Raw genomic sequence first — 26,608 nt, 5'->3', positions numbered from 1 at the left:
GCATGTCTTTTCCCACCCCCGTGAAGATCGCCGATGACCTCCGCGACGCATTTCTGCGGTACATCGACACCGCCTACGCGCTGCGGGACCAGGCCCTCGTCGAAGAGCGACGCAGCCTGCTCCTCGAAGGGCAGGGCAACCTGTTCGCCCCGCTCATGCTTGAGCCCGTCCTGCCCTACGACGGGGTCGCGTCAGTCGCTGAGGCGGCCAGCCGGGCCGGAGTCGACGTACGCGATCTCGGCGACGTCATTAACGCTGTCTTCGGCGTGACGCCGGACGCGCTCGCTGGGGTCAAGCTCCGCAAACACCAGGTGACTGCGCTTGCCACGCACTTCACATCAGCGATCGCGCACAACCCGGTTGTGACTTCGGGCACCGGGTCCGGCAAGACGGAGTCCTTCCTGATCCCGCTCTTGACCCGTATCGTGGCCGAGAAGCGCTCAGTGACTACGCTATCCCCGATCCACGAATGGTGGGACTTGGCGCGGCAGAATGACAACTGGCGGCCGACACGAGCAGTTGAAACGACCGCTGCAGCGATGCGATCCGTCATCCTCTACCCCACCAACGCGCTGGTCGAGGATCAGGTAGCGCGGCTCCGCCGGGCCGTGCGCGGCCTTCGGGACCTGGAGTCGCCCATTGACCTCTGGTTTGGCCGCTACACCGGAGCGACTCCGGGGTCGGGCGGAGTTCCGACAGGAAAGGTCTCGGCGCCGGCCACCGCTGACGCTGCGCGCGACATGCGGGAGCTATCGCGTCTGAATGCTCGGCTCGCTGACCTCAACGACCCGGACCTCAAAGCCCAGTTTCAGGACCCCCACGCTGGCGAACTCATCACCCGGTGGGACATGATTGCCACCCCACCCGACGTGCTCGTCACGAACTATTCGATGCTCAACGTGATGTTGATGCGCGACGTGGAGGAGCCGATATTCGAGTCAACCCGGCGGTGGCTCCAGGAGTCGTCCGATCACGTTTTCACCCTCGTCGTAGACGAGTTGCACCTGTACCGAGGTAGCACCGGAGCCGAAGTCGGGATGGTCGTTCGAAACCTGGCATCGCGGATCGGACTTGAGCCCTCATCCGACCAGTTCAGAATCATCGCGACGAGCGCCTCCCTTCCCGGAGATGACTCGGGTCTGGAGTATCTGGAGCGCTTCTTTGGCGTCGACAGGGAGTCCTTCTTGATCGAGCCGGGGCAGCCGCGGCCTTTGGCGCCAGGGAAGAAGCCGAGAGCCTTGGAGGTGCTGAGCCTCGCCCCAGAGGAGTTGTCGGCAGTTGCGGCAAGAGATCAGTGGGGAGAGACGATTGCTGCTGCGTGCGCTGACCCTGCCGACGGACGACCGAAGGCTACGCGTATAGACACTGTCGCGACTCGCCTGTTTGGTGGCGAACCGTCCGCATCGTCGGCGCTCGAGGCGATGCTCAATGGTCTCGCAGACGCTGCGAAGCCCGCGATCCAGTTCCGCGGCCACGTCATGATGCGAGGAATGCGCGGGCTCTGGGCTTGCACCGACCCGGCGTGCCCTGGTGGCACCGAGTCAGAGCCTCGTCGAGTAGGCCGGATGTACGACACGCCGCGGTCGACCTGTGCAGACTGTGGTGCGCGGGTGCTTGAGCTTCTCTACTGCTTCGAGTGTGGCGATGTCAGTCTCGGGGGCTATGTCGTGGACCGACCCGATCGCGGGGCGGTCGTGCTCTCAACGACCCCGGTCACACCGGGTGAGAACTCGGGTGACTTCGTGTATCGAAGGAACGACGACGAATACCGATGGCTTTGGCTCGGTTCGCCGGTTCCTGACGCCCCCAGCCGTCACAAACTCCCTGCTGACATGGACGAGAACCAGGCCACCATCGAGACCAACTTTGGAGCCGCGACCTGGAACCCGAAACTCGGGTCGCTTATTCTCGGCAACTCGCCCGACGGCATTCCAGCGGTCATCCTCAGCCACAACGCGGGCGATGACAGGGGGCTGGCACTCCCCGCGCTGCCGGAAGCCTGTCCGAGATGCGGCGGGAGTCAGGACAACCGAGATGCGGCGGTCTTCTTCGCCGGCAACGTCCGATCACCGATCCGTGCCCACACGTCTGGCCGGGCGCAACTCAACCAGATGGCGGTGTCCCAGTTGTTCCGCAGCCTTGGGTCGGAGGCGGCGGAGTCGAGGACGATCGTCTTCACCGATAGCAGGGACGACTCCGCGCGCCTCGCCGCTGGGATCGCGCTCAACAACTTCCGTGACCAAGTGCGACAAGTCGTCCGGCAACTCCTCCACGGGCGCGAGAATCCTGTTCCGATTCTGCGCGCGCTCCTGCGGAACGAACTCGATGGTGACGGACTTGAGCGCGCCGAACTGCTCCGCTCTAGCCGTCGAGAGCTGTTCGACAAGCTACGGCTGGAGAGGCTCGGCGCGGCTGACGCATCGGACTTGGCGACGATCTCTGCCGCAGAACAGGAGACCGAGTCCCTGCCGTGGGCGACGCTCATCCACGATGCCGAACGGGTAATGCTTGAGGTCGGCGTGAACCCGGCTGGGCCGGGACCATCGGTGGCTGAAAGCGAGGCTGGCGTCCCGTGGTATCGCGCCTACGAGCCGCCGGTTCGCAACGCCTGGGAGCCGCTGAGAGACGCGGTCGCACGACCCATCCGCCAGGACCGCTACCGTGTCACTGCAACCGCGGTCGCAGATGCCGTCTTCGACCGTGCATCGCGCGATCTCGAATCGACCCGCCTTGGAGTCGTGAGGGCACGGCCGCTTGCGCCCGCCGACTGGGGATTCTCGACGGACATCGCGGGGGACGTGGTCGCTAGCGTCATCCGCCTCCTCGGAATCGCGAAGAGATTCGAGGGCGGGTACGCGGCCCGATCGAACTCAGTTCCGAAGGTCGTTGGCACCTACCTCAAGAGGGTCGCAGCGAAGCAGCAGGTCGACGGACAGAAGCTGTTGTCCAACGTCGGCGAGTTCCTCCGAGTGAGCGGCATCGTCGACGAGACCTGGGCAGTCAGAACTCAGACCGGGCAGGATGCCCTCGAACTGAGGACCCCTGGAGACAAGGTCTGGGTGTGTGACAACTGCGGCACAACTCATCTGCACCCGTCGGCCGGTGTCTGCACCAATGAGGAATGCCCGAGCGGTGTGCTGCGTGAGGAGGAGTGGTGTGAGGAACTCGACTACTACGGATGGCTCGCCTCGCAGCCACTTCGCCGTATGCGCGTCGCTGAACTCACGGGCCAGACGCGGCTCGCTGACCAGCGGACGCGGCAGCGTCTGTTCAAGGGCGCGGTGCTGCCGGCGCCCGCCGAGAGTGGACTCGCTGATCCGCTTGACCTGCTTTCGGTGACAACTACGATGGAGGTCGGTGTCGACATCGGCTCCCTCCGAGCTGTCGCGATGGCGAACATGCCACCCCAGCGCTTCAACTATCAACAACGCGTCGGGCGGGCAGGGCGCTCGGGTCAGCCGTTCTCATTCGCGGTCACCGTCTCACGCGATCGTGCGCACGATGACTACTACTTCCAGGCGCCCGAGAAGATGACCGCGGCTGATCCGCCTCCGCCGTTCATTGACTTGTCTCGGCCGAGGATTGTTCGACGCGTAGTCGCGGCAGAGCTTCTGCGGCGGGCATTCCTCGCCAGTCAGAATCCGCCTCGGCGCACTGGTGACAGCATCCATGGCACGTTCGGTTTGACTAATGACTGGGCATCGCGGCGCGCGGACGTCGAGGCATGGCTCCAGGTATCGAATGACGTTCCCGAGGTCTGCGAGCGGTTCAGCGCGTACACCGCACTCGACGTCGACGACCTCATGAACTGGGCTCGGAATGACCTGGCGGCAGACATCGACGAAGCTGTCGGGAACCCGTACTTCCAGCACGTCGAACTCAGCGAACTGCTTGCGAACGCTGGTGTGCTTCCGATGTTCGGTTTCCCGACCCGGGTCCGGCCGCTCTACTCAAAGCCGCTTCGACGGGCTGGCGATGCCGAGCGGCACACCGTCGCCGACCGCGACCTGCGAATGTCTATCACCGCGTTCGCTCCGGGAGCGGTCGTGGTCAAGGACGGTGCCGAACACCTCGCCGTCGGTTTCGCGGCCTACAACATCATCGGGGCCAGCACGCGATCGAAAGATCCCCTCGGCACTCCGCTTCCAGTTCACCGCTGCGGCCAATGCGGCAGCCTCGACACTCGCCCGACGGATGAGTCTCTCAAGTGCTCAGTGTGCGGTGAAGCAATGAGATCGTTCTCGCTGTACCAGCCCGAGGGCTATCGGACGATCTACAGTCAGCCGGACTACGACGATTCGCACATTACTCCGATGTACGCCGGCTACTCCGAACTCTCTACGAACACCGAACTCGGGGAAGAGACAAGGCTTCACGGGGTCTCGCTCCGCCTGCTTGAGCAAGCTGAGGTCGTAGCCGTGAACGACAACAACCGAAAGCTCTTTGAGCTGAACCGTCAGCCTGATGGCTCTGTTGTAGCGCAGAATCGTGACTTGTATCGGCGCCCGCTACCAGAATTCATGCGGACTGGCGGGCAAGCCCTGGATCCGGCCGCGATCGGCGAGGTTCGCCGTACCGACGTGCTCCTTATCGGGCTCGACGCACTAGCCCTCCCCGACGGCGCGGTCGCGACGCTGCCCTGGGGTTGTCCGGCGGGTAAGGGTGCTCTGCTTTCTTTCGCAGAACTACTCCGTAACGCCGCCAAAGAGTACCTCGATATTGAGCAGTCCGAGCTCGAGGTCGGGCTACAACCGACGCGCCACGGCACCACCGTCTCGGCACGGGTGTTCCTCGCCGACGCCCTCGACAACGGCGCGGGCTACGCGCTTGAGCTCGGAGCGTCGTCGACGTTCGAGAGGCTTCTGACGTCGATTCGGGATGCGACAGGAGCGCGACTGCGGGACGATCCGCATGAAACCGCCTGTACATCGTCGTGCCCTGGATGCCTCCGCAACTACGAGAACCGCTTCAACCACTGGGCGCTGGACTGGCGACTCGGGCTTGACGTCGTGGATCTTGTCCTTGGGCGCAGCCTCGATCTATCCCGCTGGTCTGATCGCACCACGGCGTTGATGAAGAGCTTCGCTGATGGCTACGGTCCACACCTGCGAGTTAAGCAGCACAGGGTGAACGGCCTGCCGGTACTTGTCTCGCCAGAGGGCCGTGGGGCGGCTGTCGTCATTGGCCACCCGCTCTGGCGACACGAGGACGCGCATTGGAATCCCCAAGTCAGGCGAGCGGTGACGGAACTGCGCGGACGCGGGCTGTCACACGTTACTGTGTCCGACACCTACGTCCTTGACCGCACTCCGATCAGGCTGTTCAATGCTCTGCTCGAGGGCGCATAAGGGGGTGTGGCCGGTCGTCCGCCACCTGGTCGTTTGCGTTCTGGTAGCCGTTCAACGGGTCCAGCGTGGCGATCTCGACGCCTTCGAGAGCGTGTCGCGGCGGTCGCGTAGCCATGATGAGTAAGCCGGCTCATCACAGTTGAGGGTGTATCGGCGGGGTGATCAGGGGCGGCGCGTCGGTGCGTGGTTGAGGGTCGAGGCCTCCCGATGATGGAAGTTCTCACACTGCCCATCCGGAAGACCTCGACGTGTCCCACGCTACCTTCACGCGCCCTGACCTGACCACGTTCACCCGTCTTGACGAGCTCGGTCTCGAGGCCGTGGGCCAACAGATCGACCCGGATCGTGCGGTGCTGGCCTGCCGGGTCGTCGAGCCGGATCAGTGGTGCCGGCGGTGCGGCTGCGAGGGGACCCCGCGCGGCACTGTGGTGCGTCGGCTGGCGCACGAGCCGTTCGGCTGGCGGCCGACCGTCCTGCTGGTCACGGTGCGTCGCTACCGCTGCGCCGAATGCGGGCATGTGTGGCGCCAGGACATGACTAAGGCCGCCGAGCCGCGAGCCAAGGTGTCCCGGCGTGGGCTGCGGTGGGCATTGGAAGGCCTGGTGCTGGCCCACCTGACCGTGGCCCCGGATCGCCGACGGCTTGGCGGTGTCGTGGAACACCGCCAACGACGCGGTCTTGGCCAAAGAACGCAGGGTGCTGATCAACGACCCGCACCGCTTCGACGGCGTCGCAGTGCTCGGCGTCGACGAGCACATCTGGCGTCACACCCGGCACGGCGACAAGTACGTCACCGTGATCATCGACCTCACCCCGGTCAGGGACGACACCGGCGCGGCCCGCCTGTTGGACATGGTCGAAGGTCGCTCCAAGCACGTGTTCAAGACCTGGCTCGCCAGCCGACCGGAGCAATGGCGCTCTGCAGTGGAGGTGGTCGCGATGGACGGATTCACCGGATTCAAGACCGCCACCACCGAAGAACTGCCCGACGCCACCGCGGTGATGGATCCCTTCCACGTCGTCCGCTTGGCCGGTGATGCGCTCGATGAGTGCCGACGCCGTGTCCAACGTGACGCTCTCGGGCGACGCGGGAGGAAGGAGGATCCTCTCTACAAGGCCCGCCGCACCCTCCACACCGGAGCGAGCCTGCTCACGCAGAAGCAGCAGGCCCGTCTGGAAACACTGTTCGCCGATGAGCAGCACGCCGACGTTGAGGCGACCTGGGGCATCTACCAGCGCATGGTCACCGCCTACCGGGAACCCGACCGGAAGCTCGGCAAGTTCGTCATGCAACAGCTCATCGACTCCCTCACCCACGGTGTGCCTTCCGGGGTCATCGAACTGCGCAGGCTCGGTCGGACCCTGAAGCTGCGCGCCGCAGACATCCTCGCGTTCTTCGACCGCCCCGGCACCAGCAACGGCCCCACCGAGGCCATCAACGGGCGCCTCGAACACCTCCGCGGCTCCGCCCTGGGCTTCCGGAACCTGACGCACTACATCGCGCGAAGTCTGCTCGAAGCCGGAGGATTCAGACCACACCTACACCCTCAATTGCGATGAGCCAGTAAGCCTCCCCAGAGCGACCCGGGGCCAGGCTCGAGGAGCGACGCCCGGACATGTCAGTGCTTGTCGCGGGTGAGATCAACCATGGCGGTTAGTTCTTCGGGCCGCGGCCGCCCTGGTCGATAGGCTTGGTGGAGACGTGATGCCAGATGCGTTCGTCAACGCAAAATGTGGTCACACCCGCGAAGCGGGTCTCATCGTCGCCCGCTGCTCCAAGGACACGTTTGACGGCTCGCCACGGGGTCTTTAGACGCAGACTAGCTGGATGGGCAAGCCGTGGACCTAGGCGTTCTCCCGCCGCATCTGCCCGGTTGTCCACTACGTGGCCCGGCTGATGGGCAGTGTTCTAGGCGCGCGAGCTGTGAGTCCTGCTCCATGAACGAGGTCACCGCACGCGACCGCTCCGGGCACCGCCATCGTCGTTTCCGCCACCACTACCGCGTGGCGCCGTGGAACTGGAGCGTTGATCAACTTCGCCCGCTGTCGATCATGCGCATGCTCCACGACACACAGGTTGGGCAGCCCCAGGTCGTTCTGTCCGCCTGTCCAGATGTGGAGCGCGGAGAGTCTATTCAGGAGCAAACTGGGGCACAACTTCGAAGTAGAAGTAGTTGGCGTACGCGTAACCGGGTCGCACGACGCCATCAAAGTCGTCGAATCCAATCAGTTGTCCCTCGGCCTCTAGGAAATCCGTTGTTGTCAAAGCGAAGGGACTTCCTTGAGCGTTGTTATAGATCTCTGCGGTAGCGGGGCGGTAGGCGAGATTGAAAGGCTCGTCGCTCGTGAATGCGACATCGTTCCAGAGTTCCCCGGGGAAACTGTCGAACGCGGAGATGTAAGCAGAACTGCCGATTGATGTTCCCGTGCATGTTGGAAGGCTGACCGTGAGTCGGGTGCCAGTGGCTAGAGCGCTGTCGTCTGTTGAATTGTTCACGATGTAGATCCGCATCACGTAAGTATGTCCACGCTCTACGGTCACACTGTCTTGCCATCCGCCATCCTGCGTTATCGCTGCATCTCTGACGACGTAGAAGTTGCGCTCGTCGCCGGTGGCAGGGTTTGTGATGACTGAGTTGAAATGTGCGTATGTCGGGGGCGCGTCTATAGTTCGAAACAATGGTCGCGAAGGGCCCCAGCTTCCTCCGTCATACATTTCGCCGTCGTCTCGGCATGCATCCTGAGAGGCTGTCTCGGTCCTGGTTGTGGGACTTGGGTTTAGTCCTCGGAACCCTTCTCTAATCTCTTTGGCTACTTCCTTTAGTTGTTCGGCCTGTTCGGCCGAGGCGGCATCTTCATGTATCCAGTTTGCGACCGTAAAGCCAGAAGGAAAGACGAGGTTAGAGAAGAATCCACCGATGCATGCTAATGCTATTATTTGCCACGTAGACGGTTGATATGGGCTACGGAGCCAGTTCCGCACCCGTCGTGGGCCCGGGGCGGCACCTGCAGACTCGTGCGCGGAGGCATCTGAGTCTGGAGGCTTGGCCTGATCCAACGGATTATTCTTGTCGCGGCCGACATGGTCGTTCATTCCATCCTCCGTCCACCGTTGGAACTAGCGTGGCTGGAATACTACATGGCTACGTGGTGTACGCAGCATGCGACGGCGTAGATCTGATACGGAGGCTGCTCCCCAGTGCTGGATCGGCTGCGCGGTGGATAGGAGTTCCAAAGTGCTACTGCGCAGTCGCTAGTCTGGAAGCCTTCCTGTCTTAGGAGCGTCAGTCCCGGAACTCCTCCGGGATCTCTGCGACGGGGATCCTGAACGTGAACCTGGCGCCGCCGCCTGGCTCGTTACCGGCCTTCACCGAGCCCCCATGCGCCTTGGCCGTGTGCGCGACGATGGACAGGCCAAGGCCCGTGCCGGGGGTGTTGCGGGCCTTGTCGGAGCGGTAGAACCGGTCGAAGATGTTGGGCAGGTCGTCCTCGTCGATGCCCGGGCCCGCGTCGACGATCGTGAGGGTTCCGTCGCGCAGGTCCACCTTGATGGTCCCGTCGGACGGCGAGAACTTCACCGCGTTGTCGAGCAGGTTCGTGATGGCCCGCTCGAGCGTCGACGGGTCGCCCATCACCGGGGTGGACTCCATCGAGACGGCGAAGTTGATGTTGGGTCCGCGGCGGCGGGCGCGGGCGATGGCGGAGTCGGTGACCTCGGCCAGGTCGAGGAACTCGTGGGGGCGCTGGAGGTGGTCGTCGCGGGTCAGGGCGACGAGGTCGCCCACCAGCGCAGAGAACTCGCCCAGCTGGGCCGCGACGTCGCCGAGGACCTCGGAGCGCGCACCCTCGGGCAGCATGCCGGACTTGTCGTCGGCCACCAGCAGTTCGACGTTCGTGCGCATCGACGTCAGCGGGGTGCGGAGCTCGTGGCCGGCGTCGGCGATCAGCTGGCGTTGCTGCTCCCTCGACTGCTGCAGCGACTTCAGCATGGTGTTGAACGACTGCGTCAGTTCGCCGAGGTCGTCACGGCCGTAGATACGGATCGGGTTCAGCTGGTCTGTCTGCGTGACGGCCTTCACGGCCAGTGACAGTCGGCGCACGGGTGCCAGGACGGCGCGCGCGGTCCACAGCGCGGCGGTGGTGGTCGTCACGACGCCAAGGAGCCCGGCGGTCAGCAGCACCAGCCAGAGCGAGGCCAGCGTCGACTCGAGCGCGGTCGTGGGGCGCGCGAACATCACCGCGTAGTGGCCCTCGGAGGTCGTCAACGGGACGGCGACGGCGCGGTAGACGACGCCGCCCTCGTACACATCGCGGGCCGACGATCCGGCGCGCAGCCGCGCGATGCTGATCTCTTCGGGTCCGGCAAGCAGGTCGACGCTCTGCCCGGGCATCTGGGACACCACGCCGTCGGCACGCACCAGTGACATCAGGCCGTTCGATGTCTCGAGCGTGCCCGACGTGAGGCCACCCATCGTCTCGATGTTCGTGGCGACGGTGGTCGCCAGGTCCTGTGCGACGGCGGTCAGCTCGTTGTCGAGCTGGTCAAGCAGCGACCACCGCGCGACGGTGTACGTCGCGCCGCCGACGAGGATCACCGACAGCGCGACGGAGAGACCGGTCAGGAACGCCAGGCGCCACTGCAGTGACTGCCCACTGGCTAGGCGGTTGATCGCCCGACTGATCCGGATCCACCAGCTGCCGATCACGGGGGCGATTCACGCAGGACGTAACCGATGCCCCGCACCGTGTGGATGAGGCGGGACTTGCCGCCGGCCTCCGTCTTGCGGCGCAGGTAGCCGATGTAGACCTCGAGCGAGTTCGCCGTCGTCGGGAACTCGAACCCCCACACCTCGTTCAGCAGGGTGTTGCGCTCCATCACGCGACGGGGGTTCTCCATGAACACCTGGAGCAGTGCGAACTCGGTGCGCGTCAGGGAGATGTGCTGCCCGCCGCGGGTCACCTCGCGGTGCTGGGTGTCGAGGGTCACGTCCTGGAAGGTCAGCACCCGCGACTCGGCCTCGGGGGCCGGCTTCGAGCGCCGGGTGAGGGCCCGCAGGCGCGCGAGGAGCTCGTCGAGCGCGAAGGGCTTGACCATGTAGTCGTCGGCGCCGGCGTCTAGGCCGTCGACCCGGTCGCCGACCGCGTCGCGCGCTGTCAGGATGAGAATGGGGATGTCGTTGCCGCCCTGGCGGAGCATCCGGGTGGTCTCGAGACCGTCGAGCCTCGGCATCATCACGTCCATGATGATGGCGTCCGGCTGGTAGCTCACGAGCTTGGCGAGGGCCTCCACGCCGTCGGCTGCGGTCTGTACGTCGTCGCCGGAGTAGGTCAGCGAGCGAGCGAGCGAATCTCGAACGGCCTGATCGTCGTCCACCACCAAGATGTGCATGCCTGTAACCCTGTCACTTTCCACCGACTGCTGGCATCCTACCTGGGTCCACCGACTCCACCCGGCAGCCGTGCCGGTCGCTAGTGTGTCCGCATGACAAAGCTGGTTTTCGTCTGCTGGGGCAACATCTGCCGCTCCCCGATGGCGGAGCGCGTCGCCGAGAAGCTCATCGACGAGCAGGGCCTCGACGTCGAGGTGTCCAGCTTCGGTATCTCCGACGAGGAACGTGGCAACCCCATCGACCTGCGGGCCGTGCGCGTGTTGGATGACGCCGGCTACCGCACCGACGCCCACGAGGCGCGGCAGGTCACCTCGGCTGACCTCCGCGACGCCGACCTGGTGATCGCCGTCGAGCCGTTCCAGGTCGCCCGGCTGCGCGGCTTGGCCCCCGGCGTCCCCGTCGAGCTGCTCAACGACTACAACCCGGAGAAGAAGGGTGAACCCCTCGACGACCCCTGGTACGGCGGCCCGGCGGGCTTCGAGTCGACGCTGTCGGACATTGAGGCGGCCATGCCGGGGATCCTGGAAGCCGTCACGGCAGAGTGGCACCCGGCCACGCCTGCGTGACCGGTTCCGGGGCGGCCTGATCGAGCTGCCTGCCTGCGTGGCCGCCCTCCTTTTGGGCGCCCTCCGCCCGAGCCAGCCTGGTTCGCGCACAAGAGTGGCCTGGTCCCCAGCACGCGCGCTGTTTCCGGGTGCTGGGGACCAGGCCACAGTTGTGCGCGGGATGAGGAAGTGGGCGGGGCTGGACCGTATGGCGGCCGGCGAACTCCTGCGACGCATGAACCTGCCGACCGCGCCGACGTGCGCGGTACTAGGGTGAAGACTCACCTCACGAAAGGCGCCGCCATGAGCCTGCTCGGCCGCAGCTTCCTCAAGGAACTCGACTTCACCACCGACGAATGGCGGGGTCTGCTCGACCTCGCAGCCGAGCTGAAGGCCGAGCGACGCGAGCGTCGAGAGACGAAGCGGCTCGAGGGGAAGCAGGTCGCGCTGCTGTTCGAGAAGACGTCGACGCGCACCCGCTGCGCGTTCGAGGTCGCCATGGCCGACCAGGGCGGCACCACCACCTACCTCGACCCGTCCGGCTCGCAGATCGGACACAAGGAGTCGGCCGCCGACACCGCCCGTGTGCTCGGCCGCTGGTACGACGGCATCGAGTACCGCGGGTCCGGCCAGGACGTCGTCGAGACCCTCGCCGCCCACGCCGGCGTGCCCGTCTTCAACGGGCTCACCGACGACTGGCACCCCACGCAGATGCTCGCCGACCAGCTCACCATGATCGAGCACTCCGACAAGCCGCTGAACGAGATCGCCTTCGCGTTCATGGGCGACGCCCGCAACAACGTCGGCAACTCGCTGCTGATCTCCGGCGCCATGATGGGCATGGACGTGCGCATGGTCGCGCCGGTCTCGCAGCACAACGCCCCCGAGATCGTCGAGCGGGCCCGCACCATCGCGGAGACCACCGGCGCCCGCATCACCGTCACCGACGATGTCGCCGTCGGGGTCAAGGGCTGCGACTTCATCTACACCGACGTCTGGGTCTCCCTCGGTGAGCCCAAGGAGGTCTGGGCCGAGAGGATCGCGCTGCTGCGGCCCTACCAGGTCAACGCCGAACTCCTCGCCCTCACCGGCAACCCCGACGTGAAGTTCATGCACTGCCTGCCTGCGTTCCACGACCTCGGCACGTCCGTCGGCCGCGACCTCAAGGAGCAGTTCGGCATCGAGGGCGTCGAGGTCACCGACGACGTCTTCGAATCGGAGGCGAGCATCGTCTTCGATCAGGCCGAGAACCGCATGCACACCATCAAGGCGGTTCTGGTCGCGACGCTGGCAGGCTGACCCGACCCACGAGGGAGTGTGCGCTTCTCGTGTCCGGACCGGGGAGAACCGTTCACTGGTCGATTTTCGGGACCGCGCCGGACGGTCCGAGGGAGCGCGACGGACGGGGTCGCGTGGGAAGGACGGCCGACGATCCGCGGGAAGGGCGGCACACGGTTCGTGGGGAGGGTGCCCCGACGGAGTCAGTTGGCGCGGAACACGTCGCGGGAGTAGACCCGATCCGCGACGTCGTCCAGCTCGTCGGACCACCGGTTCGCGATGATCAGGTCCGCGCGACGCTTGAGCTCGTCGAGGCTCTCGACGAGCTCGCAGCCCGCGAACGTCGCGCCCTCGATCATGGGCTCGTAGATCACGACGGTGGCCCCAGCGTCGCGGAGCCGACGGATCACGCCCTGCACCGACGACTCCCGGATGTTGTCCGACCCCGCCTTCATCGTCAGCCGGTGCACACCGACCACCTCAGCACCCCGCGCCAACACGTCGGCGGCGATGACGTCCTGCCGTGTCTGGTTGGAGTCGACGACGGCGCGTATCAGGTTCTGCGGCACGTCGCGGTAGTTGGCGAGCAGCTGCTGGCTGTCCTTCGGCAGGCAGTATCCGCCGTAGCCGAAGCTGGGATTGTTGTAGAAGCTGCCGATCCTGGCATCGAAGCAGACCCCCTCCAGCAGCATCCGGGCGTCCAGGTCGTGCTGCAGCGCGAAACTGTCGAGCTCGTTGAAGTACGCGACCCGCAGTGCCAGGAAGGTGTTGGCGAACAGCTTGATCGCCTCGGCCTCGGTGGTGTGCGTGATGAGCACCGGCGCCGGCTCATGCGCCGCCTCCTGCAGGGTGCGGGCGAACTCCTCCGCCTCCGGGCCCGGGTCACCGACCACGATCCGCGACGGATGCAGGTTGTCGTGCAGGGCCCGGCCCTCGCGGAGAAACTCCGGCGAGAACAGGATCCGCAGCCCGGGGTAGGCGCCGCGGATCCGGCGCGTGTACCCGACGGGCACCGTCGACTTGATGACCACGGTCGAGTCCGGCGACAGCTCTTCGACCTGGTCGAGGACTGCCTCGATCGACGACGTGTCGAACTCGTTGAGCTCCTGGTCGTAGTTCGTCGGCGTCGCGATGACCACGAACCGGGCGCCGACGAGGGCCTCCGTCGGTTCGGTCGTGGCCCTGAGATCGAGCGGCACCTCGGCGAAGAACCGCTCGATGTCCACGTCTTCGATCGGGCAGCGCCGCTCGTTGACTGCCACGACGCGGTCGGCGTTGATGTCGAGAGCAACCACCTCATGTCGCTGCGCGAGCAGCGTCGCGTTCGCGAGTCCCACGTAACCCAGTCCTGCTACGGCGACCCTCATGCGGCCAGCACCGCCCGTCGCAGCGATCGTGCCGCCCATCCGGCCTGGACCGCCGCCGTGCCGAGATTGCCCGCGCGCAGCTGGCGCCTGGTCATCCTGAGCGCGTAGTAGCACCCGAGCGCCGCTGCCGACCGTCGTAGCCTCGGCCGGACGTTCCGCGGCACCAGCTTCAGCACGTGCTCCAACGCCGAGTACCGCTCCGCCATGTTCGCACCCGTGCGGATGCGTGAACTGGAGTCGCTCGCCTCGTGCACGCGGTACTGCGCCAGCACCTGGTCGACGAAGTAGACGGGGCCGTGCGCCGCGACGCGTGCCCACATGTGCCAGTCGGCGGCGTGTGGCAGCGTCTCGTCGAATGTCCCGACGGCGGCATAGGTGTCGGCGTGGACGACCATCGACGGCGTCGAGATCCGGTTGGACGCGGCGAGCGCCATCAGTGCTCCTCCCCACACGCCTCCGCCGTGGACATAGCGCCGGGTCACGGCCATGGGGTTGCTGTGGGAATCGACGTGCTGCGTCCGGCAGAAGGCGGCCGCCAGCCCGGGCGTCTCGAAGGCCCGGTCCATGGCATCGTAGAAGCCTGGAAGGACAAGGTCGTCGCCGTGGAGGAGGTGGATCAGCTCGCCGGACGCCTGCGCGAGGCAGTGGTTGAAGTTCGGCACCGCACCGCGCGGGGTATCGCTGCGCACGATCGTGACTCTGCCCCCGCCGAAGCGGTCGACCACCTCGTGCGGTCGGTCGGTGGAGCCATCATCGACGACGATGATCTCGGCGTCCGAGCGACAGCCGAGCTGACCCATCACGCTCTGCAGGGTCCACGTCAGGTAATGCGCGCAGTTGTGGGCGGGGATGACCACGCTCCAACGCGGGCGCCTTGGGGGCTTCACATCAGGCAGCCTACGGACCAAGATGCCCCGGTCGACCAACGGTGGGGGTCGGGAGGGTGAGCGTCGTATGAACAGCAGATGACGGGGTACATGGCGTGGTTGAACATGCGGATAACTCGCGCCCAATGCCCTCCCGGGGAGAGTCCATGGCCGCTTATATGGAGTGCGTAGGCAGCTAGCGGAGCAGAGGGAGACGATATGCAGATCGGCATCGCGGGGGCCGGGTTCTCGGGGGCCGTCATCGCCCGTCGGTTCGCGGAGGAGGGCCACCGCGTGGTGGTCTTCGAGCAGCGCGATCACGTCGCGGGCAACTGCCACACCGAGCGCGATCCGGACACGGGCATCATGATCCACCGCTACGGGCCACATATCTTCCACACCGGCGACGAGCGGGTCTGGAACTACATCAACGGCTTCGGCGAGATGGTGCCCTTCAACCACCGCGTGCGTACCACCGTCGGCGGTCGCGTCTACCTCCTGCCGGTCAACCTGCTGACGATCAACCAGCTCTTCGAGACCGCGATGGGCCCCGACGAGGCGCGCGAGTTCATCGAGATGCAGTCCGACCCCACGATCGGGGAGCCCGCCAACTTCGAGGAGCAGGCGCTCAAGTTCGTCGGCCGCCGGATCTACGAGGCCTTCTTCTACGGCTACACGCGCAAGCAGTGGGGACTCGACCCGACCGAGCTGCCGGCGTCGATCCTCAAGCGGCTGCCGGTGCGGTTCTCCTACGAGGACTCCTACTTCAACCACCCGCACCAGGCGATGCCGCGTCACGGCTACACGACCATCGTCGAGGCGATCCTCGACCACCCCGGCATCGAGGTGCGGCTGAGCACACCGCTGACCGACGACGACCGTGTCGACTTCGACCACGTCGTGTGGACCGGGCCGCTGGATGCCTGGTTCGGCTACGACCAGGGGCGGCTGGGATACCGGACGCTCGACTTCGAGGAGATCCGCGCCGACGGCGACCTCCAAGGCTGCTCGGTGATGAACTACGGCGACTTCGAGACGCCCTTCACCCGCATCGCGGAGCACAAGCATTTCGCGCCGTGGGAGGAGCACGACAAGACGGTTGCGTTCCGCGAGTTCAGCCGCCTTTGCGGCCCCGACGACACGCCCTACTACCCGATCCGACTCGCCAACGACAAGGGGCTCCTGCGTGACTACGTCGCCCGGGCCGAGGCCGCGTCGGGCGTGACGTTCGTCGGTCGACTGGGGACCTACCGGTACCTCGACATGGACGTGACGATCGGCGAGGCGCTGGCCGCGTCGGACCAGATGCTGGAGTCGCTGTCGTCGGGCAGGACGCTGCGTCCCTTCTACGCGCGAGTGCTCTGACCGTAACCCGCAGACGCCACCGCTGGACACGGACGCCACCGTCGTGGTGGTGGTTTTTGCTGCTAAGGGTGGCGTGTGCGCCTAAGGGTGGCGTGTGCGCCTAAGGGTGGCGTGTGCGCCTAAGGGTGGTGTGTGTGCTTACGGGTGGCGCGTCGACGGCGGCGGGCGGGGGCGCGCCGTCGTTCCGGACCGTCGCCACCGCAACCCGCAGGCGCCACCGCTGGACACGGACGCCACCGTCGTGGTGGGACTGCTGCACGTCTTGGTGACAGGTTGGGTTAGGCGGCCTGGAGGGCCGGTGTGGTCATGATTGTCTCGTATTCGATGGGGGTCAAGCGGCCGAGTCGGGCCTGTCGTCGTCGGCGGTGGTAGGTGCGTTCGATCCAGGTCACGATCTGGATTCGCAGGTCCTGTCGGGTGGCCCAGCGCCGCCGGTCCAGCACGTTCTTCTGGAGCAGTGCGAAGAACGATTCCATGGCGGCGTTGTCCCCGGCCGAGGCGACCTGGCCCATCGAACCAGCGAGCCCGTGCTGGCGTAGCGCTGCCAGGAACTTCCGTGACCGGAATTGGCTGGGTTCAACCGGTCGATGCAACACCGGGCTGTGAGAGTGAGCGTAGCTGCTCCTCGAACACCTCGGCAGGTGTCTTCCAGTTGAGGCTCTGAGAATGTCAACTCGACTTGGCTCCACTGGGACGGCTTGAGTTGGCCCCACTGGCGCGGGTGTGGGCGAGGCGGTAGCTGGTTGTGCCTGTTTCGATGATGGTGCCGTCGTAGGTGAGGCGGTCGACGATGGCGGCGCAGAGGCGGGGGTCGGTGAATGTCTTGGTCCAGCCGCTGAAGGGTTCGTTGGAGGCGATGGCGATGGCGGTCTTCTCTTCGCGTTCGGTGAGGATTTGGAAGAGGAGTTCGGCGCCTCGGCGGTCGAGTTGGAGATAGCCGAGTTCGTCGAGGCAGAGCAGATCGACGCGGCCGTAGCGGGCGATGACTTTGGTGAGGGCGCGGTCGTTGTCGGCTTCGGCGAGCTCGTTCACCAAGCGGGAGGCCAGGACGTAACGGACCCGGTAGCCGGCCTCGGCGGCGGCGGTGCCGATCCCGATGAGGAGGTGGGTTTTCCCGGTCCCGGAGTCGCCGATCAGACACAGGGGTCGGCCTTTGGCGATCCAGTCGCCAGCGGCGAGGGTGTTGATGACGGCCGGGTTCAGGCTGGTGTTGGCGCTGTAGTCGAGGTCGTCGAGTCGCTTGGGTCGGGGGAAGCCGGCGTCGTGGACGCGGCGGGCTCGGCGGCGTTCGTCACGGTCGTCACACTCGGCGAGCAGCAACTCGGCCAGGAAGCCCTGGTAGGTGTGCTGCTCCCGAGCGGCCAGGGCCGCAGCGGGGGCTGCTTGGGTGCGGATGGTCGGTAGTCGTAGGGTCCGGCAGGCGGTGTCGATCGCGACCTCGACGGCTTGGGGGGGTGAGGGTCGTCATCGGGCTCCTTGGGTGAGTAGTTCGTCGTAGATGGCGACGTTGGGGACGCCTCTGGTGTCGGTGGGGTAGGCGATCTGGCCGTCGACCTCGACGATCCCCAGCTGGGGTGTGGTTTCGCCGGCGCGACGCACTTCGACGGCGACGGCCTCGGGGGCCAGGGCGCCAACGCTGAGCGCGGCCTGCAACCCGGCGATTACCTGCGCGTGGGGGTACTGGCGGTGCAGCAGAAGGGCCTCGACCAACGCCTGTGTGCCCGACTTGTCGCCGTAGGCGTTCTTCGCTGCCGTCCAGTAGTGGTCATGGGTTGCGGTGAACACGCCGTTCTTGCGGGCCTGGACCAGGGCGGTGGCCCCGGGCAGCGCGCCGGGTTTGTAGGCCAACACCTCCAGGTAGTGGTCCAGGACCAGGCTGACCGAGCCGCGGACGGTGGAGCGTTCGTGTTCGGCGACCAGCCGGGGCCCGTCAAAGACCAGCACCCGGGTGGCGCGCAGCAACACCCTCAACTGCCGGCCGACCAGGCGGGCGGGCACCGAGTACTGGCATTGGCGGACGGTGACCCGCGCGTGCCGATCGACCCGCGGACGCAAACTGATCCCAGTCTCGAACGCCTCCGATGGTAAGTCCCGCAGCAGGGCGGCCTCGGCGGCGAAATCGTCGCCGACGGTACTGACCCGCTGACCGACGCGCCGATGGTCATCCTTGGCGTCGCAGCGGGCGAAGTAGGCGTTCAGCTCGGCGATGCTGTCGACCTTCGGCATCGGGACGGTGTGGGTGCGGCGGAAACGGCCGCCTTCGCCCTCAACGCCGCCCTTCTCATGTGCCCCTTCCACCCCGGGACGGCAGTAGAACACGTCGAAGCCGTAGTGGGACCGGAACGTCACCCACCGGTCCGACTCGACCCGGGTCCTGCCCATCAACACCCGCGACACGGCCGCCTTCAATTTGTCGTAACGGATATGGACCCTCGGGATGCCGCCGAGTTGTTCGAAGGCGTAGCGGTGCCCGTCGAGGAACGCCTCCTGTGAGGCGGTCGAATACGCGCGATGGACCGCCCGACCCGAGTACGACAACCGCAGCGTGAACAAGAACACCTTGGTCTTCACCCCCGCCAACACGATCCACAAGTCGGCGAAGTCGACCTCGGCTTCGGCGCCAGGAGCGTGAGTCTGCGGCACGAACACCTCGACCAACTGCCGACCCGCCTCGACGGCGATCCGCGGCCGCGCGTCGCGGACATAGTCACGCACCGTCGGATAGGCCACCACCACCTGATGCTCCTCAACCAGACGTTCCCTGATCCGTCGGGCCGTGTGGCGTTGCTTGCGGGGCGCGTCCAGATCCTCGCGCAGCATCGCGTCGATCAACGGCTTCACCGGCCCCAGCACCGGCGCCTCCCGCTGCGCCACCTTCCGCGGCGGCGGCTCCGCCGACACCAACGCCTGCCGCACCGTGCGCCGGTGCACCCCATGACGCGACGCCAACTCACGAATCGACACATCGGGATCATCCCGACGGTCCCTACGGATCGCTTCGAACACCCTGACACGACTCCCACCAGACACTCCGGCCCACCCCTTCATCGTCGACGAACACTCAACGACCAGCCTCAAGGGTGGGGCCAGATCAGACCGTCACAATCGGCCCGCGTGTCACCACCCGGAGCCAGAACGGACCGTCACAGTGGGGCCAAATCAGACTGTCATTTCCAGAGCGGCCGAACGGTCTCCGATGGGTAATGTTGGGCCCATGATTGATCCGAAGTGGCTGCGCGCAGATCCCGACCGCGTCCGACGCTCCCAGGCCGCCCGCGGCGCCTCGGTCGAACTCGTCGATGACCTGATCGCCGCTGATGAGTCGCGCAGGGCCGCGATCCTGGCCTCCGAGACCCAGCGCGCCGAGCAGAAGGCGCTCGGCAAGCAGGTCGCCCAGGCCAAGGGCGACGAGAAGCAGGCCCTGCTCGCGAGGACCAAGCAGCTCGCCGCCGACGTCAAGGCCTCGCAGTCGGCCACCGCGGAGGCGGGGCCCGCTTCGACGAGCTGATGAAGCAGCTCGGCAACCTCGTCATCGACGGCGTCCCGGAGGGCGGTGAGGACGAGGGTGTCGTGATCGAGCGCTTCGGCACCCCGCGTGACTTCGCGGCCGAGGGATTCGAACCCAAGGATCACCTCGAGCTCGGTGAGGGCCTGCGTGCCATCGACATGGAGCGCGGCACGAAGATCTCGGGTTCCCGCTTCTACGTGCTCACCGGCATCGGCGCCCAGCTCGAGATCGCGCTGCTCAACTTCGCGATGAGCAAGGCCACCGAGTGGGGCTTCACGGCCATGATCCCGCCGGCCCTCGTCAAGCCGTCGGCGATGGAGGGCACCGGGTTCCTCGGCCAGGCGGCGCAGGACGTCTACCACCTTGCGGAGGACGATCTGTACCTGGTGGGCACCTCCGAGGTGGCGCTCGCCGCCTACCATTCCGACGAGATCCTCGACGGTGGAAGCCTGCCGCGCACCTACGCCGCCTACTCCCCGTGCTTCCGCCGCGAGGCCGGCTCCTACGGCAAGGACACCCGCGGCATCTTCCGCGTGCACTGGTTCGACAAGGTCGAGATGTTCGTCTACTGCGACCCGGCCGACGCCGAGCGCTGGCACGAGTTGCTCCTTGGCTACGAGAAGGCCTTCCTCCAGGCGCTCGAGTTGCCGTTCGAGGTGCTCGACGTGGCCTCCGGTGACCTCGGGCTCAGCGCGGCACGCAAGTACGACTGCTACGCGTGGCTGCCGACGCAGAATCGCTACCGCGAGGTCACCTCGACGTCGAACTGCACCGAGTTCCAGGCGCGCAGGCTCAACATCCGTGGCCGCTTCGAGGACGGCGTGCGTCCCGTCGCGACCCTGAACGGCACCCTGTGTGCCATGACCCGCATCATCATCATGCTGCTGGAGAACCATCAGTAGGCCGACGGGTCCATCCGTGTCCCGGAGGCCCTCCGCCCCTACCTCGGTGGCCGGGAGGTCCTGGCACCGGTCGCCTGAGGTGGCCGGTTGGCTGACCCGGTGCTTCCGCCCAGTGAAACGAAAGGTCGACGAGCAGATGGACTTCACCCGAAGATGGTGGCGCTCGACATAGACGGCACCCTGGTCGACGGCTTCGGGGTGATGCCTCCGGAGGTCCACGCGGCCGTGCGCCGCGTGGTCGATGCGGGTGTGCCCGTCGTGCTGACCACCGGCCGCTCCTGGCTCGCCACCCGGACCATCTTCGAGGAACTGGGCCTGCCCGCGGGCTGGGCCGTGTCGTCGAACGGGGCGATGGTGGTCACCAACCCGCCCTTCGAGGTCCGGCACGAGACCCGCTTCGACCCCGCCTCCGTGGTGAGGCAGGTCGCCGAAGTGACCCCCACCGCGCGGATCGCCGTCCAGGATGGCCTGCATTGGCGGGTGAGCCGCGAGTTCCCGCCGGGCGAGCTGCAGGGCGACGTCACGATCGAGACCATCGACGAGTTGGCCTCACGGCCCGTTTCCCGCGTCATCGTCCGCGACCCGGAGAGCACGGAGGAGAAGTTCTCCGAGGTCGTCGCCAAGCTTGGACTGCACGAGGTGGCCTACTTCATCGGGTGGTCTGCCTGGCTCGACATCGCACCGCAGGGCGTCGACAAGGCCCACGGCCTGCAGATCGTGTGCGGGGCGCTCGGGATCGACCGGGCGGACGTGCTCGCCATCGGCGACGGCCGCAACGACATCGAGATGCTCCAGTGGGCGAGTCGCGGGGTCGCGGTCGGTGACGCCGCCGAGGAGGTGCGCCGTGCGGCGGATGCGGTCACGGGAACCTTCGACGAACTGGGCACGGTCACCGAACTTGACCGCTGGTTCCCCAGCGCCGAGGAGGCGGCTTCCTGAGTCCGCTTGGGAAGCCGTCGGGATCCTCGATAGACTACCGACGTCGTCAGCTGCTGCTGGCTGCTCGGCGCCACCTCCTGCCGAGAATGGATGTGCCCCGGCAGGGTGCTGGAGTTCCTTGGCGAAAGGCATCTCAGACGTGACGTTCACCGCTTCGGCCCCGGCAGCAGATCTGCCGCGGGTTGGTGCGCGACCTCCGTTCCTCAGGTACCTGCTGGAGGTGTGGCAACGCCGCGACTTCATCGTCACGATGGCCCGTTACCGGATGCGGGCGGGCCTGGAGAGCAACCGTCTCGGGCTCGCCTGGGTCGTGCTCCGCCCGCTGCTCAACGCGGGGATCTACGGCATCATCTTCGGGCTCCTGCAGGCAGGTAACCGGCCACCGGACTTCCCCGCCTTCGTCGTGATCGGCGTGTTCCTGTTCGAGTTCTTCCAGGGCTGCTTCAACGACGGGTCAAAGTCGCTCACGGGCAACCGGAACCTGGTGCAGTCGCTCGCCTTCCCCCGCATGACGCTCCCGCTGGCCGCGATCATCGAACGGTTCCTGCAGTTCCTGATCATGCTCGTGGTCCTGGTGCCGATCCTGATGCTGTTCGGGCACTTCCCCCGCCTGGAATGGCTGTACATGCTGCCGCTGACCGCATGCCTGGCGCTGGTCAGCGCCGGGGTCGGCCTGGTCACGGCCCGGCTCACCGTGCACGTCTCCGACCTGACGCAGCTGCTGCCCTTCATCAGCCGCCTCCTGTTCTACATGTCCGGGGTGCTGTTCGCCGTGGACAAGATCCTTGCGAACCATCCGGTGCTGCTGCGGATCTTCGACTTCTACCCGCTCTATCAGGTGCTGAAGATCGCCCGCCACCACCTCATCGGGGCGGCCGGTTACCCCGGCTACTACTGGGGGCTGCTGGCCGCGAGCTCGATCGCGACCTTCATGTTCGGCGCCGTGTTCTTCTGGCGGGCCGAGGAGCGCTATGGCCGTGACTGACGAGGGGCGTGGGGGGCGCACCCCGGTGGTGATCGTCGACGACCTGCACGTGAAGTACCGGGTGTTCGCCTCCGGCAAGGCGGCAGGCAGTGCCCGCAGCGGCCTGCTGAACCTGACCCGCGGCGTGCGGGAGGTGCACGCGCTGAAGGGGGTCTCCCTCACCGCCTACGAGAACGAGACGATCGGCGTGGTCGGCTCCAACGGCTCGGGCAAGTCGACGCTGATGCGCGCCCTCACCGGCCTGACGCCGCCCGCGTCCGGCGCGGTCTACGCGCGGTCACGGCCCAACCTGTTGGGGGTGGGGGCCGCGCTGCTGCCCAACCTCTCCGGGTCGCGCAACATCATCCTCGGGGGGCTCGCAATGGGCTTCAGTCGGGAGGAGATGGAGGAACTCAAACCGCAGATCGCCGAGTTCGCCGACCTGGGTGACTCGCTCGACCTCCCGATGCGCACCTACTCCTCAGGCATGCAGGCGCGGCTGAAGTTCTCCATCGCTGCCGCCCGCAGCCACGACATCCTCATCATCGACGAGGCGCTCGCCGTGGGCGACAAGGCCTTCCGTAAACGCTCCGAGGCCAGGATCCGTGAGTTGGCCACCGAGGCGGGCACCATCTTCCTCGTCTCGCATTCCATGACCTCCATCCGCGACACGTGCGCCAGGACCATCTGGATCAACAGGGGTGTGCTCGAGATGGACGGCCCCACCGATGAGGTCGTGAGGGCGTACGAGGCGAGCCGATGACGCCCACGGACCGCCCCGCCGCCCCCTCTCTCACGGAGCTGAGGGACGCCGTCCAGCCCGACTGGGTGATGGCGCGATCCGCCGAGCACTGGACCGGGACGCTGTACATGCGTCGGTTGTCGATCTACCTCACCTGGCTGCTCGTCCGCACCCCGTTGACTGCCAACGGTGTCACCTGGCTGATGATCGTCGCAGGCGGGCTGGCCGGCCCCGCGCTGCTGCTGCCTGCCCCCTGGGGTGTGGTCGTCGCGGCCCTGCTCGCCCAACTGCAGATGCTGCTCGACTGCTGCGACGGTGAGGTCGCCCGCTGGCGCCGCACCATGAGCCCCAGGGGGATCTTCCTCGACCAGATCGGCCACTACGTGGCCGAGGGGTCGATCGGGCTCTTCCTCGGGGTGTCCGTTGCGCTTGCCGCCGCCCCGACCGACTGGCGATTCATGTTCGCGGGCGCACTCCTGATGGCGGGCATCTGGCTCAACAAGTCGCTCAACATGATGGTGACCCTCGCCCGCACCAATGCGGGTCTTCCGCGGCTGCCGGACACCCCCTCCGTGCGCGCCATCACCAGCGCGTCGATGACGGCACGGCTGCGGCGCGTCGCGGGTGTCGTGCCCCTGCACCGCATGTTCCACTCCATCGAACTCACGTTGGTGAGCCTTGTCGCGGCCCTCGTCGCACTGGCCGCCGCCCCGGTCTGGCCCTGGTACGTGGTGTGCGTGACGGTGCTGATCTGGCCGGTGACGATGGGTCACTTCATCGCGATCTGGAAATCGGCAAGGCTGGTGGCGCGGTGAACGCCGCCCGCGTGGGGGCCGTCGTGCTGACCATGGGGCAGCGCCCCCGCAAGTTGATGCGGGCGCTGGAGTCCCTCGGTCGCCAGCGTGGGGTCGAACTCGACACGGTCGTGGTGGTCAACGGAGCCGGGCCGGTCGAGGCGCCTGACGCCGTGCGAGTGCACCTGCTGGGCGAGAATCTCGGCATTCCGGCCGGCCGCAACCGGGGGGCCGAACTTGTCACCGGCGAGTACGTGTTCTTCCTCGACGACGAATCGTGGCTTCCCCGTGACAACTTCCTCGAGGAGGCGGTTGCGCTGATGAGGGCCGACGACACCCTCGGGATGCTGCAGCCGAGGATCATCGATCCCGACCGTCCCGGCGACGAGCCCCGCCGGTGGATCCCTCGGATCCGTAAGGGCGACCCGGCGCGCAGCAGCGAAGTGTTCTCCGTGCTCGAGACCGCGGTTCTGTTGCGGCGTGACACCTTCGACGCCAGCGGCGGTTGGCCCGACGAGTTCTTCTACGCGCACGAAGGCATCGAGCTGGCCTGGCGCGTGTGGGACACCGGGCGTCGGGTGGAGTACCGCGGCGACCTTGAGGTCGCCCACCCCGTAGTGGATCAGGCGCGGCACAAGGAACTGCACTACATGAATGCGCGCAACCGGGTGTGGCTCGCCCGCCGCTGCCTCAGGTGGCCCTTCTCCTGGGCCTACGTCTTCACCTGGACCCTGCACCACCTCGTGCGCGATCTGCCGGAGAACGCGGACCGGGCATGGTGGGACGGTTGGATGGACGGCTGGACTACGAGCCCTTGGAGTGGACGTCGCCGTAGGAAGCTCCGGTGGGCTACCTACTGGAAGATGACCCGGCACGGAAGGCCGCCGGTGCTCTGACATGGTCAAGGACGTTATGGCAAGGAGCAAGATGGGATCGATGGTTGAGGTTCTGGGCCGGCCGGTACGGCTGCTCTACGGGTCGCTCTCCGCAGACTCACGACGTTTCGTACGAAGCGTGTTCGCGGGAGCTCGAGGACTGCTCGATCGTCGCCGGTCGCACCGCGCCTACCGACGCGTGGTGGTTCCCGTGGCAACGTCGCTCCCATACGAGATCGCCGTTGCGACGATGGCTTCGCTGCAGGAAGCGCTGGCTGCTAACGGCGTCGAATCATGGCTCGTTTCGTCGGAGACGGATCCCGCTGCCGTGCTCGGGGTCAATGTCTCGGACCATGAAGACGTGAGCCGAGCTGTGCTTTCGCTTGCCGGCAAGGGATACTGGCTGTGGGCGCAAGGCCGCCGCTACCCCCTCGAGGCAATCGATCGAGAGAGCCTGAAGCCACTCCTGATCGCCCCCGAGGCGTCCCTCACCATCTACACCCCGCGGGACCTCGGGGGATCTGGCTGGATTGTGGGGGAGGAGTACGGGTGCGGCCTGGAAATCTGGAGGAGAGAGAACGAGGCCGGCGTTGACTACATGCTGGGCCCACGCGAGAATCGAGCCTCTCGCCAACTCGCTCCCGACGACTTCCGGCTCCAACCCGCCCAGTGGCACGGAGTTCCCTGCAGCACCCCGGCAGCTCTTGGTAGGCGGATGCTCGACGATGTCGACTTTCCCATCGATGTGGTCTACACCTGGGTCGATGGTGATGACCCTGACTGGTTGTCTCGCCGGGCTGCGGCTATGGCGGAGAGCGAGGGCGTCCCCTACCATCCAGAGGCGACTATGGAGTCTCGCTTCACCAGCAGGGACGAACTCAAATACTCTCTACGGTCGCTCGACTACTTTGCGCCGTGGGTGCGACGCATCTATCTCGTGACGGACCGACAGGTGCCCTCATGGCTCGACACCGAGAATCCAAGAATCAGGGTGGTCGACCACAGGGAGATCTTCCGGTCGGAGGCGTACCTGCCGTCATTCAATTCCAATGCCATCATCTCAAATATTCACCACATTGAGGGCCTGGCCGAGCATTACATCTATATCAACGACGATGTGTTTCTCGGCTGTTGGTTACGGCCCCAGAGGTTCTTCCTGGGCTCCGGCGTCGCCCTCGTCTCGCCGGCAAATAACCGTCGGAAGTTCGGTCCGGCGACATCCAATGATGAACCTCATTTCAATCTGACGCGCAACATGCGGACCCTGCTTCAAGAAGCATTCGGCCTGACGATATCGCGGGCCATCAAACATACACCGCACCCGCAGCTCCGGTCCGTGAACCATGAGCTTGAGGAACGGTTCCGCGAGGCGTATGTGCAAACCTGGGGACACGCTTTCAGGCATCACAGCGACATCGTCGCGGACCAGCTTCATCACTACTTCGCACAGCTCACTGGGCGTGCGGTCCCCGGCAACCTCAAGTACACCTATGTGAACCTGAAGGATAGAAGTCATGCACCACGCCTGGAGCGATTGATGCTCCGGGACCGTGAGGTCTTCTGCCTCAACGATGCGCCGGTGCCAGATCAGGTGCCGATCGACCCCGATGAGGTTCAACGGTTCCTCGATGCCTACTATCCCGTGCCCTCAACATTCGAACTGACCGACCCGGGTCGGTCTCAGAGCTGGAGCTAGTACCTTGCAACCGAGTGACCAAGACAGCA

General features: G+C 66.1%; 17 protein-coding genes and 3 pseudogenes. 12 read left to right on the top strand and 8 right to left on the bottom strand.

All coding sequences use genetic code 11. The features are described from left to right. The first annotated feature begins 2 nt into the window (after window positions 1–2). Both QH948_RS13210 and QH948_RS13205 read left to right on the top strand, forming a co-directional pair. A complete protein-coding gene (locus QH948_RS13210) occupies window positions 3–5,348 on the top strand; it encodes a DEAD/DEAH box helicase (RefSeq protein WP_281146211.1) in 5,346 nt (1,781 codons plus the stop codon). Between the two features lie 248 nt (window positions 5,349–5,596). Continuing rightward, a pseudogene (locus tag QH948_RS13205) lies at window positions 5,597–6,908 on the top strand (ISL3 family transposase). A gap of 571 nt (window positions 6,909–7,479) precedes the next feature. Here QH948_RS13205 and QH948_RS13200 read toward each other — a convergent pair. The 3 genes from QH948_RS13200 to QH948_RS13190 all read right to left on the bottom strand — a co-directional run bounded on the left by QH948_RS13200 (window position 7,480) and on the right by QH948_RS13190 (window position 10,737). Then, the gene (locus tag QH948_RS13200; RefSeq protein WP_281144793.1) at window positions 7,480–7,860 is read right to left on the bottom strand and encodes a hypothetical protein; all 381 of its coding nucleotides are present in this window, start codon (window positions 7,858–7,860) and stop codon (window positions 7,480–7,482) included. Window positions 7,861–8,632: 772 nt separating this feature from the next. Then, complete coding sequence (locus QH948_RS13195; protein WP_438874143.1) at window positions 8,633–10,018, bottom strand: sensor histidine kinase; 1,386 nt, start codon at window positions 10,016–10,018, stop codon at window positions 8,633–8,635. A 32-nt stretch (window positions 10,019–10,050) separates the two neighbouring features. Next, entirely contained in the window at window positions 10,051–10,737 is a 687-nt protein-coding gene (locus QH948_RS13190) for a response regulator transcription factor (RefSeq protein WP_219082668.1), read from the bottom strand. Between the two features lie 93 nt (window positions 10,738–10,830). On the opposite strand from QH948_RS13190, the gene QH948_RS13185 reads away from it, so the two are divergent. Together QH948_RS13185 and argF are read left to right on the top strand one after the other, a co-directional pair. After that, window positions 10,831–11,304: a low molecular weight protein-tyrosine-phosphatase gene (locus QH948_RS13185; RefSeq protein WP_281144792.1), complete on the top strand. Its 474-nt coding sequence runs from the start codon at window positions 10,831–10,833 to the stop codon at window positions 11,302–11,304. Between the two features lie 282 nt (window positions 11,305–11,586). Next, a complete protein-coding gene (gene argF, locus QH948_RS13180; protein ID WP_281144791.1) occupies window positions 11,587–12,582 on the top strand; it encodes an ornithine carbamoyltransferase in 996 nt (331 codons plus the stop codon). A 182-nt stretch (window positions 12,583–12,764) separates the two neighbouring features. Here argF and QH948_RS13175 read toward each other — a convergent pair whose 3' ends face one another. After that, on the bottom strand, window positions 12,765–13,928 hold the full coding sequence (locus tag QH948_RS13175; protein ID WP_281144790.1) for a nucleotide sugar dehydrogenase: 1,164 nt from the start codon (window positions 13,926–13,928) through the stop codon (window positions 12,765–12,767). Beyond that, complete coding sequence (locus QH948_RS13170) at window positions 13,925–14,815, bottom strand: glycosyltransferase (protein ID WP_281144789.1); 891 nt, start codon at window positions 14,813–14,815, stop codon at window positions 13,925–13,927. Before QH948_RS13170 ends, QH948_RS13175 begins: the two co-directional genes overlap by 4 nt. Before the next feature lie 198 nt (window positions 14,816–15,013). Between QH948_RS13170 and QH948_RS13165 the strand changes: the two genes are divergently transcribed. Continuing rightward, window positions 15,014–16,159 carry a UDP-galactopyranose/dTDP-fucopyranose mutase family protein gene (locus tag QH948_RS13165; protein WP_281144788.1) on the top strand — a complete coding sequence of 382 codons (1,146 nt, stop codon included), beginning with the start codon at window positions 15,014–15,016 and terminating at the stop codon, window positions 16,157–16,159. Window positions 16,160–16,437: 278 nt separating this feature from the next. Here QH948_RS13165 and QH948_RS13160 read toward each other — a convergent pair. The 3 genes and pseudogenes from QH948_RS13160 to istA all read right to left on the bottom strand — a co-directional run. Further along, window positions 16,438–16,731, bottom strand: a pseudogene (locus tag QH948_RS13160) (integrase core domain-containing protein); the annotation flags it as partial. 97 nt (window positions 16,732–16,828) lie between these two features. Next, the gene (istB, locus tag QH948_RS13155; protein ID WP_281146209.1) at window positions 16,829–17,590 is read right to left on the bottom strand and encodes an IS21-like element helper ATPase IstB; all 762 of its coding nucleotides are present in this window, start codon (window positions 17,588–17,590) and stop codon (window positions 16,829–16,831) included. 33 nt (window positions 17,591–17,623) lie between these two features. Next, complete coding sequence (istA, locus tag QH948_RS13150; RefSeq protein ID WP_438874102.1) at window positions 17,624–19,207, bottom strand: IS21 family transposase; 1,584 nt, start codon at window positions 19,205–19,207, stop codon at window positions 17,624–17,626. Between the two features lie 166 nt (window positions 19,208–19,373). Between istA and serS the strand changes: the two are divergent. From serS to QH948_RS13115, 7 genes and pseudogenes are all read left to right on the top strand, one after another. Then, window positions 19,374–20,647: pseudogene (serS, locus tag QH948_RS13145) on the top strand (serine--tRNA ligase). 75 nt (window positions 20,648–20,722) lie between these two features. Beyond that, window positions 20,723–21,508, top strand: a complete 786-nt coding sequence (locus QH948_RS13140; protein ID WP_281144786.1) for an HAD family hydrolase — start codon at window positions 20,723–20,725, stop codon at window positions 21,506–21,508. Between the two features lie 139 nt (window positions 21,509–21,647). Next, complete coding sequence (locus tag QH948_RS13135) at window positions 21,648–22,493, top strand: ABC transporter permease (RefSeq protein WP_281144785.1); 846 nt, start codon at window positions 21,648–21,650, stop codon at window positions 22,491–22,493. Further along, window positions 22,480–23,235: an ABC transporter ATP-binding protein gene (locus QH948_RS13130; protein WP_281144784.1), complete on the top strand. Its 756-nt coding sequence runs from the start codon at window positions 22,480–22,482 to the stop codon at window positions 23,233–23,235. Before QH948_RS13135 ends, QH948_RS13130 begins: the two co-directional genes overlap by 14 nt. Then, a complete protein-coding gene (locus tag QH948_RS13125) occupies window positions 23,232–24,029 on the top strand; it encodes a CDP-alcohol phosphatidyltransferase family protein (protein WP_281144783.1) in 798 nt (265 codons plus the stop codon). Before QH948_RS13130 ends, QH948_RS13125 begins: the two co-directional genes overlap by 4 nt. Continuing rightward, complete coding sequence (locus QH948_RS13120) at window positions 24,026–24,904, top strand: glycosyltransferase family 2 protein (protein ID WP_281144782.1); 879 nt, start codon at window positions 24,026–24,028, stop codon at window positions 24,902–24,904. Before QH948_RS13125 ends, QH948_RS13120 begins: the two co-directional genes overlap by 4 nt. 1 nt (window position 24,905) lies before the next feature. Continuing rightward, window positions 24,906–26,579 carry a stealth family protein gene (locus QH948_RS13115; RefSeq protein WP_281144781.1) on the top strand — a complete coding sequence of 558 codons (1,674 nt, stop codon included), beginning with the start codon at window positions 24,906–24,908 and terminating at the stop codon, window positions 26,577–26,579. Window positions 26,580–26,608: the final 29 nt, after the last annotated feature.

The sequence above is a fragment of the Tessaracoccus lacteus genome (assembly GCF_029917005.1).
Taxonomy (GTDB): domain Bacteria; phylum Actinomycetota; class Actinomycetes; order Propionibacteriales; family Propionibacteriaceae; genus Arachnia; species Arachnia lactea.
The sequence above is the reverse complement of the archived record's forward strand: the minus strand, read 5'-3'. Positions and strand labels throughout refer to the sequence as shown.

Bases quoted from the DNA above. Each gene is read 5' to 3' on its own strand.
- QH948_RS13210 (WP_281146211.1), top strand. From the start codon at position 3: ATGTCTTTTCCCACCCCCGTGAAGATCGCCGATGACCTCCGCGACGCA.
- QH948_RS13200 (WP_281144793.1), bottom strand. From the start codon at position 7,860: ATGCGGATCTACATCGTGAACAATTCAACAGACGACAGCGCTCTAGCC.
- QH948_RS13190 (WP_219082668.1), bottom strand. From the start codon at position 10,737: ATGCACATCTTGGTGGTGGACGACGATCAGGCCGTTCGAGATTCGCTC.
- QH948_RS13185 (WP_281144792.1), top strand. From the start codon at position 10,831: ATGACAAAGCTGGTTTTCGTCTGCTGGGGCAACATCTGCCGCTCCCCG.
- argF (WP_281144791.1), top strand. From the start codon at position 11,587: ATGAGCCTGCTCGGCCGCAGCTTCCTCAAGGAACTCGACTTCACCACC.
- QH948_RS13175 (WP_281144790.1), bottom strand. From the start codon at position 13,928: ATGAGGGTCGCCGTAGCAGGACTGGGTTACGTGGGACTCGCGAACGCG.
- QH948_RS13165 (WP_281144788.1), top strand. From the start codon at position 15,014: ATGCAGATCGGCATCGCGGGGGCCGGGTTCTCGGGGGCCGTCATCGCC.
- istA (WP_438874102.1), bottom strand. From the start codon at position 19,207: ATGAAGGGGTGGGCCGGAGTGTCTGGTGGGAGTCGTGTCAGGGTGTTC.
- QH948_RS13140 (WP_281144786.1), top strand. From the start codon at position 20,723: ATGGTGGCGCTCGACATAGACGGCACCCTGGTCGACGGCTTCGGGGTG.
- QH948_RS13130 (WP_281144784.1), top strand. From the start codon at position 22,480: ATGGCCGTGACTGACGAGGGGCGTGGGGGGCGCACCCCGGTGGTGATC.
- QH948_RS13125 (WP_281144783.1), top strand. From the start codon at position 23,232: ATGACGCCCACGGACCGCCCCGCCGCCCCCTCTCTCACGGAGCTGAGG.
- QH948_RS13115 (WP_281144781.1), top strand. From the start codon at position 24,906: ATGGTCAAGGACGTTATGGCAAGGAGCAAGATGGGATCGATGGTTGAG.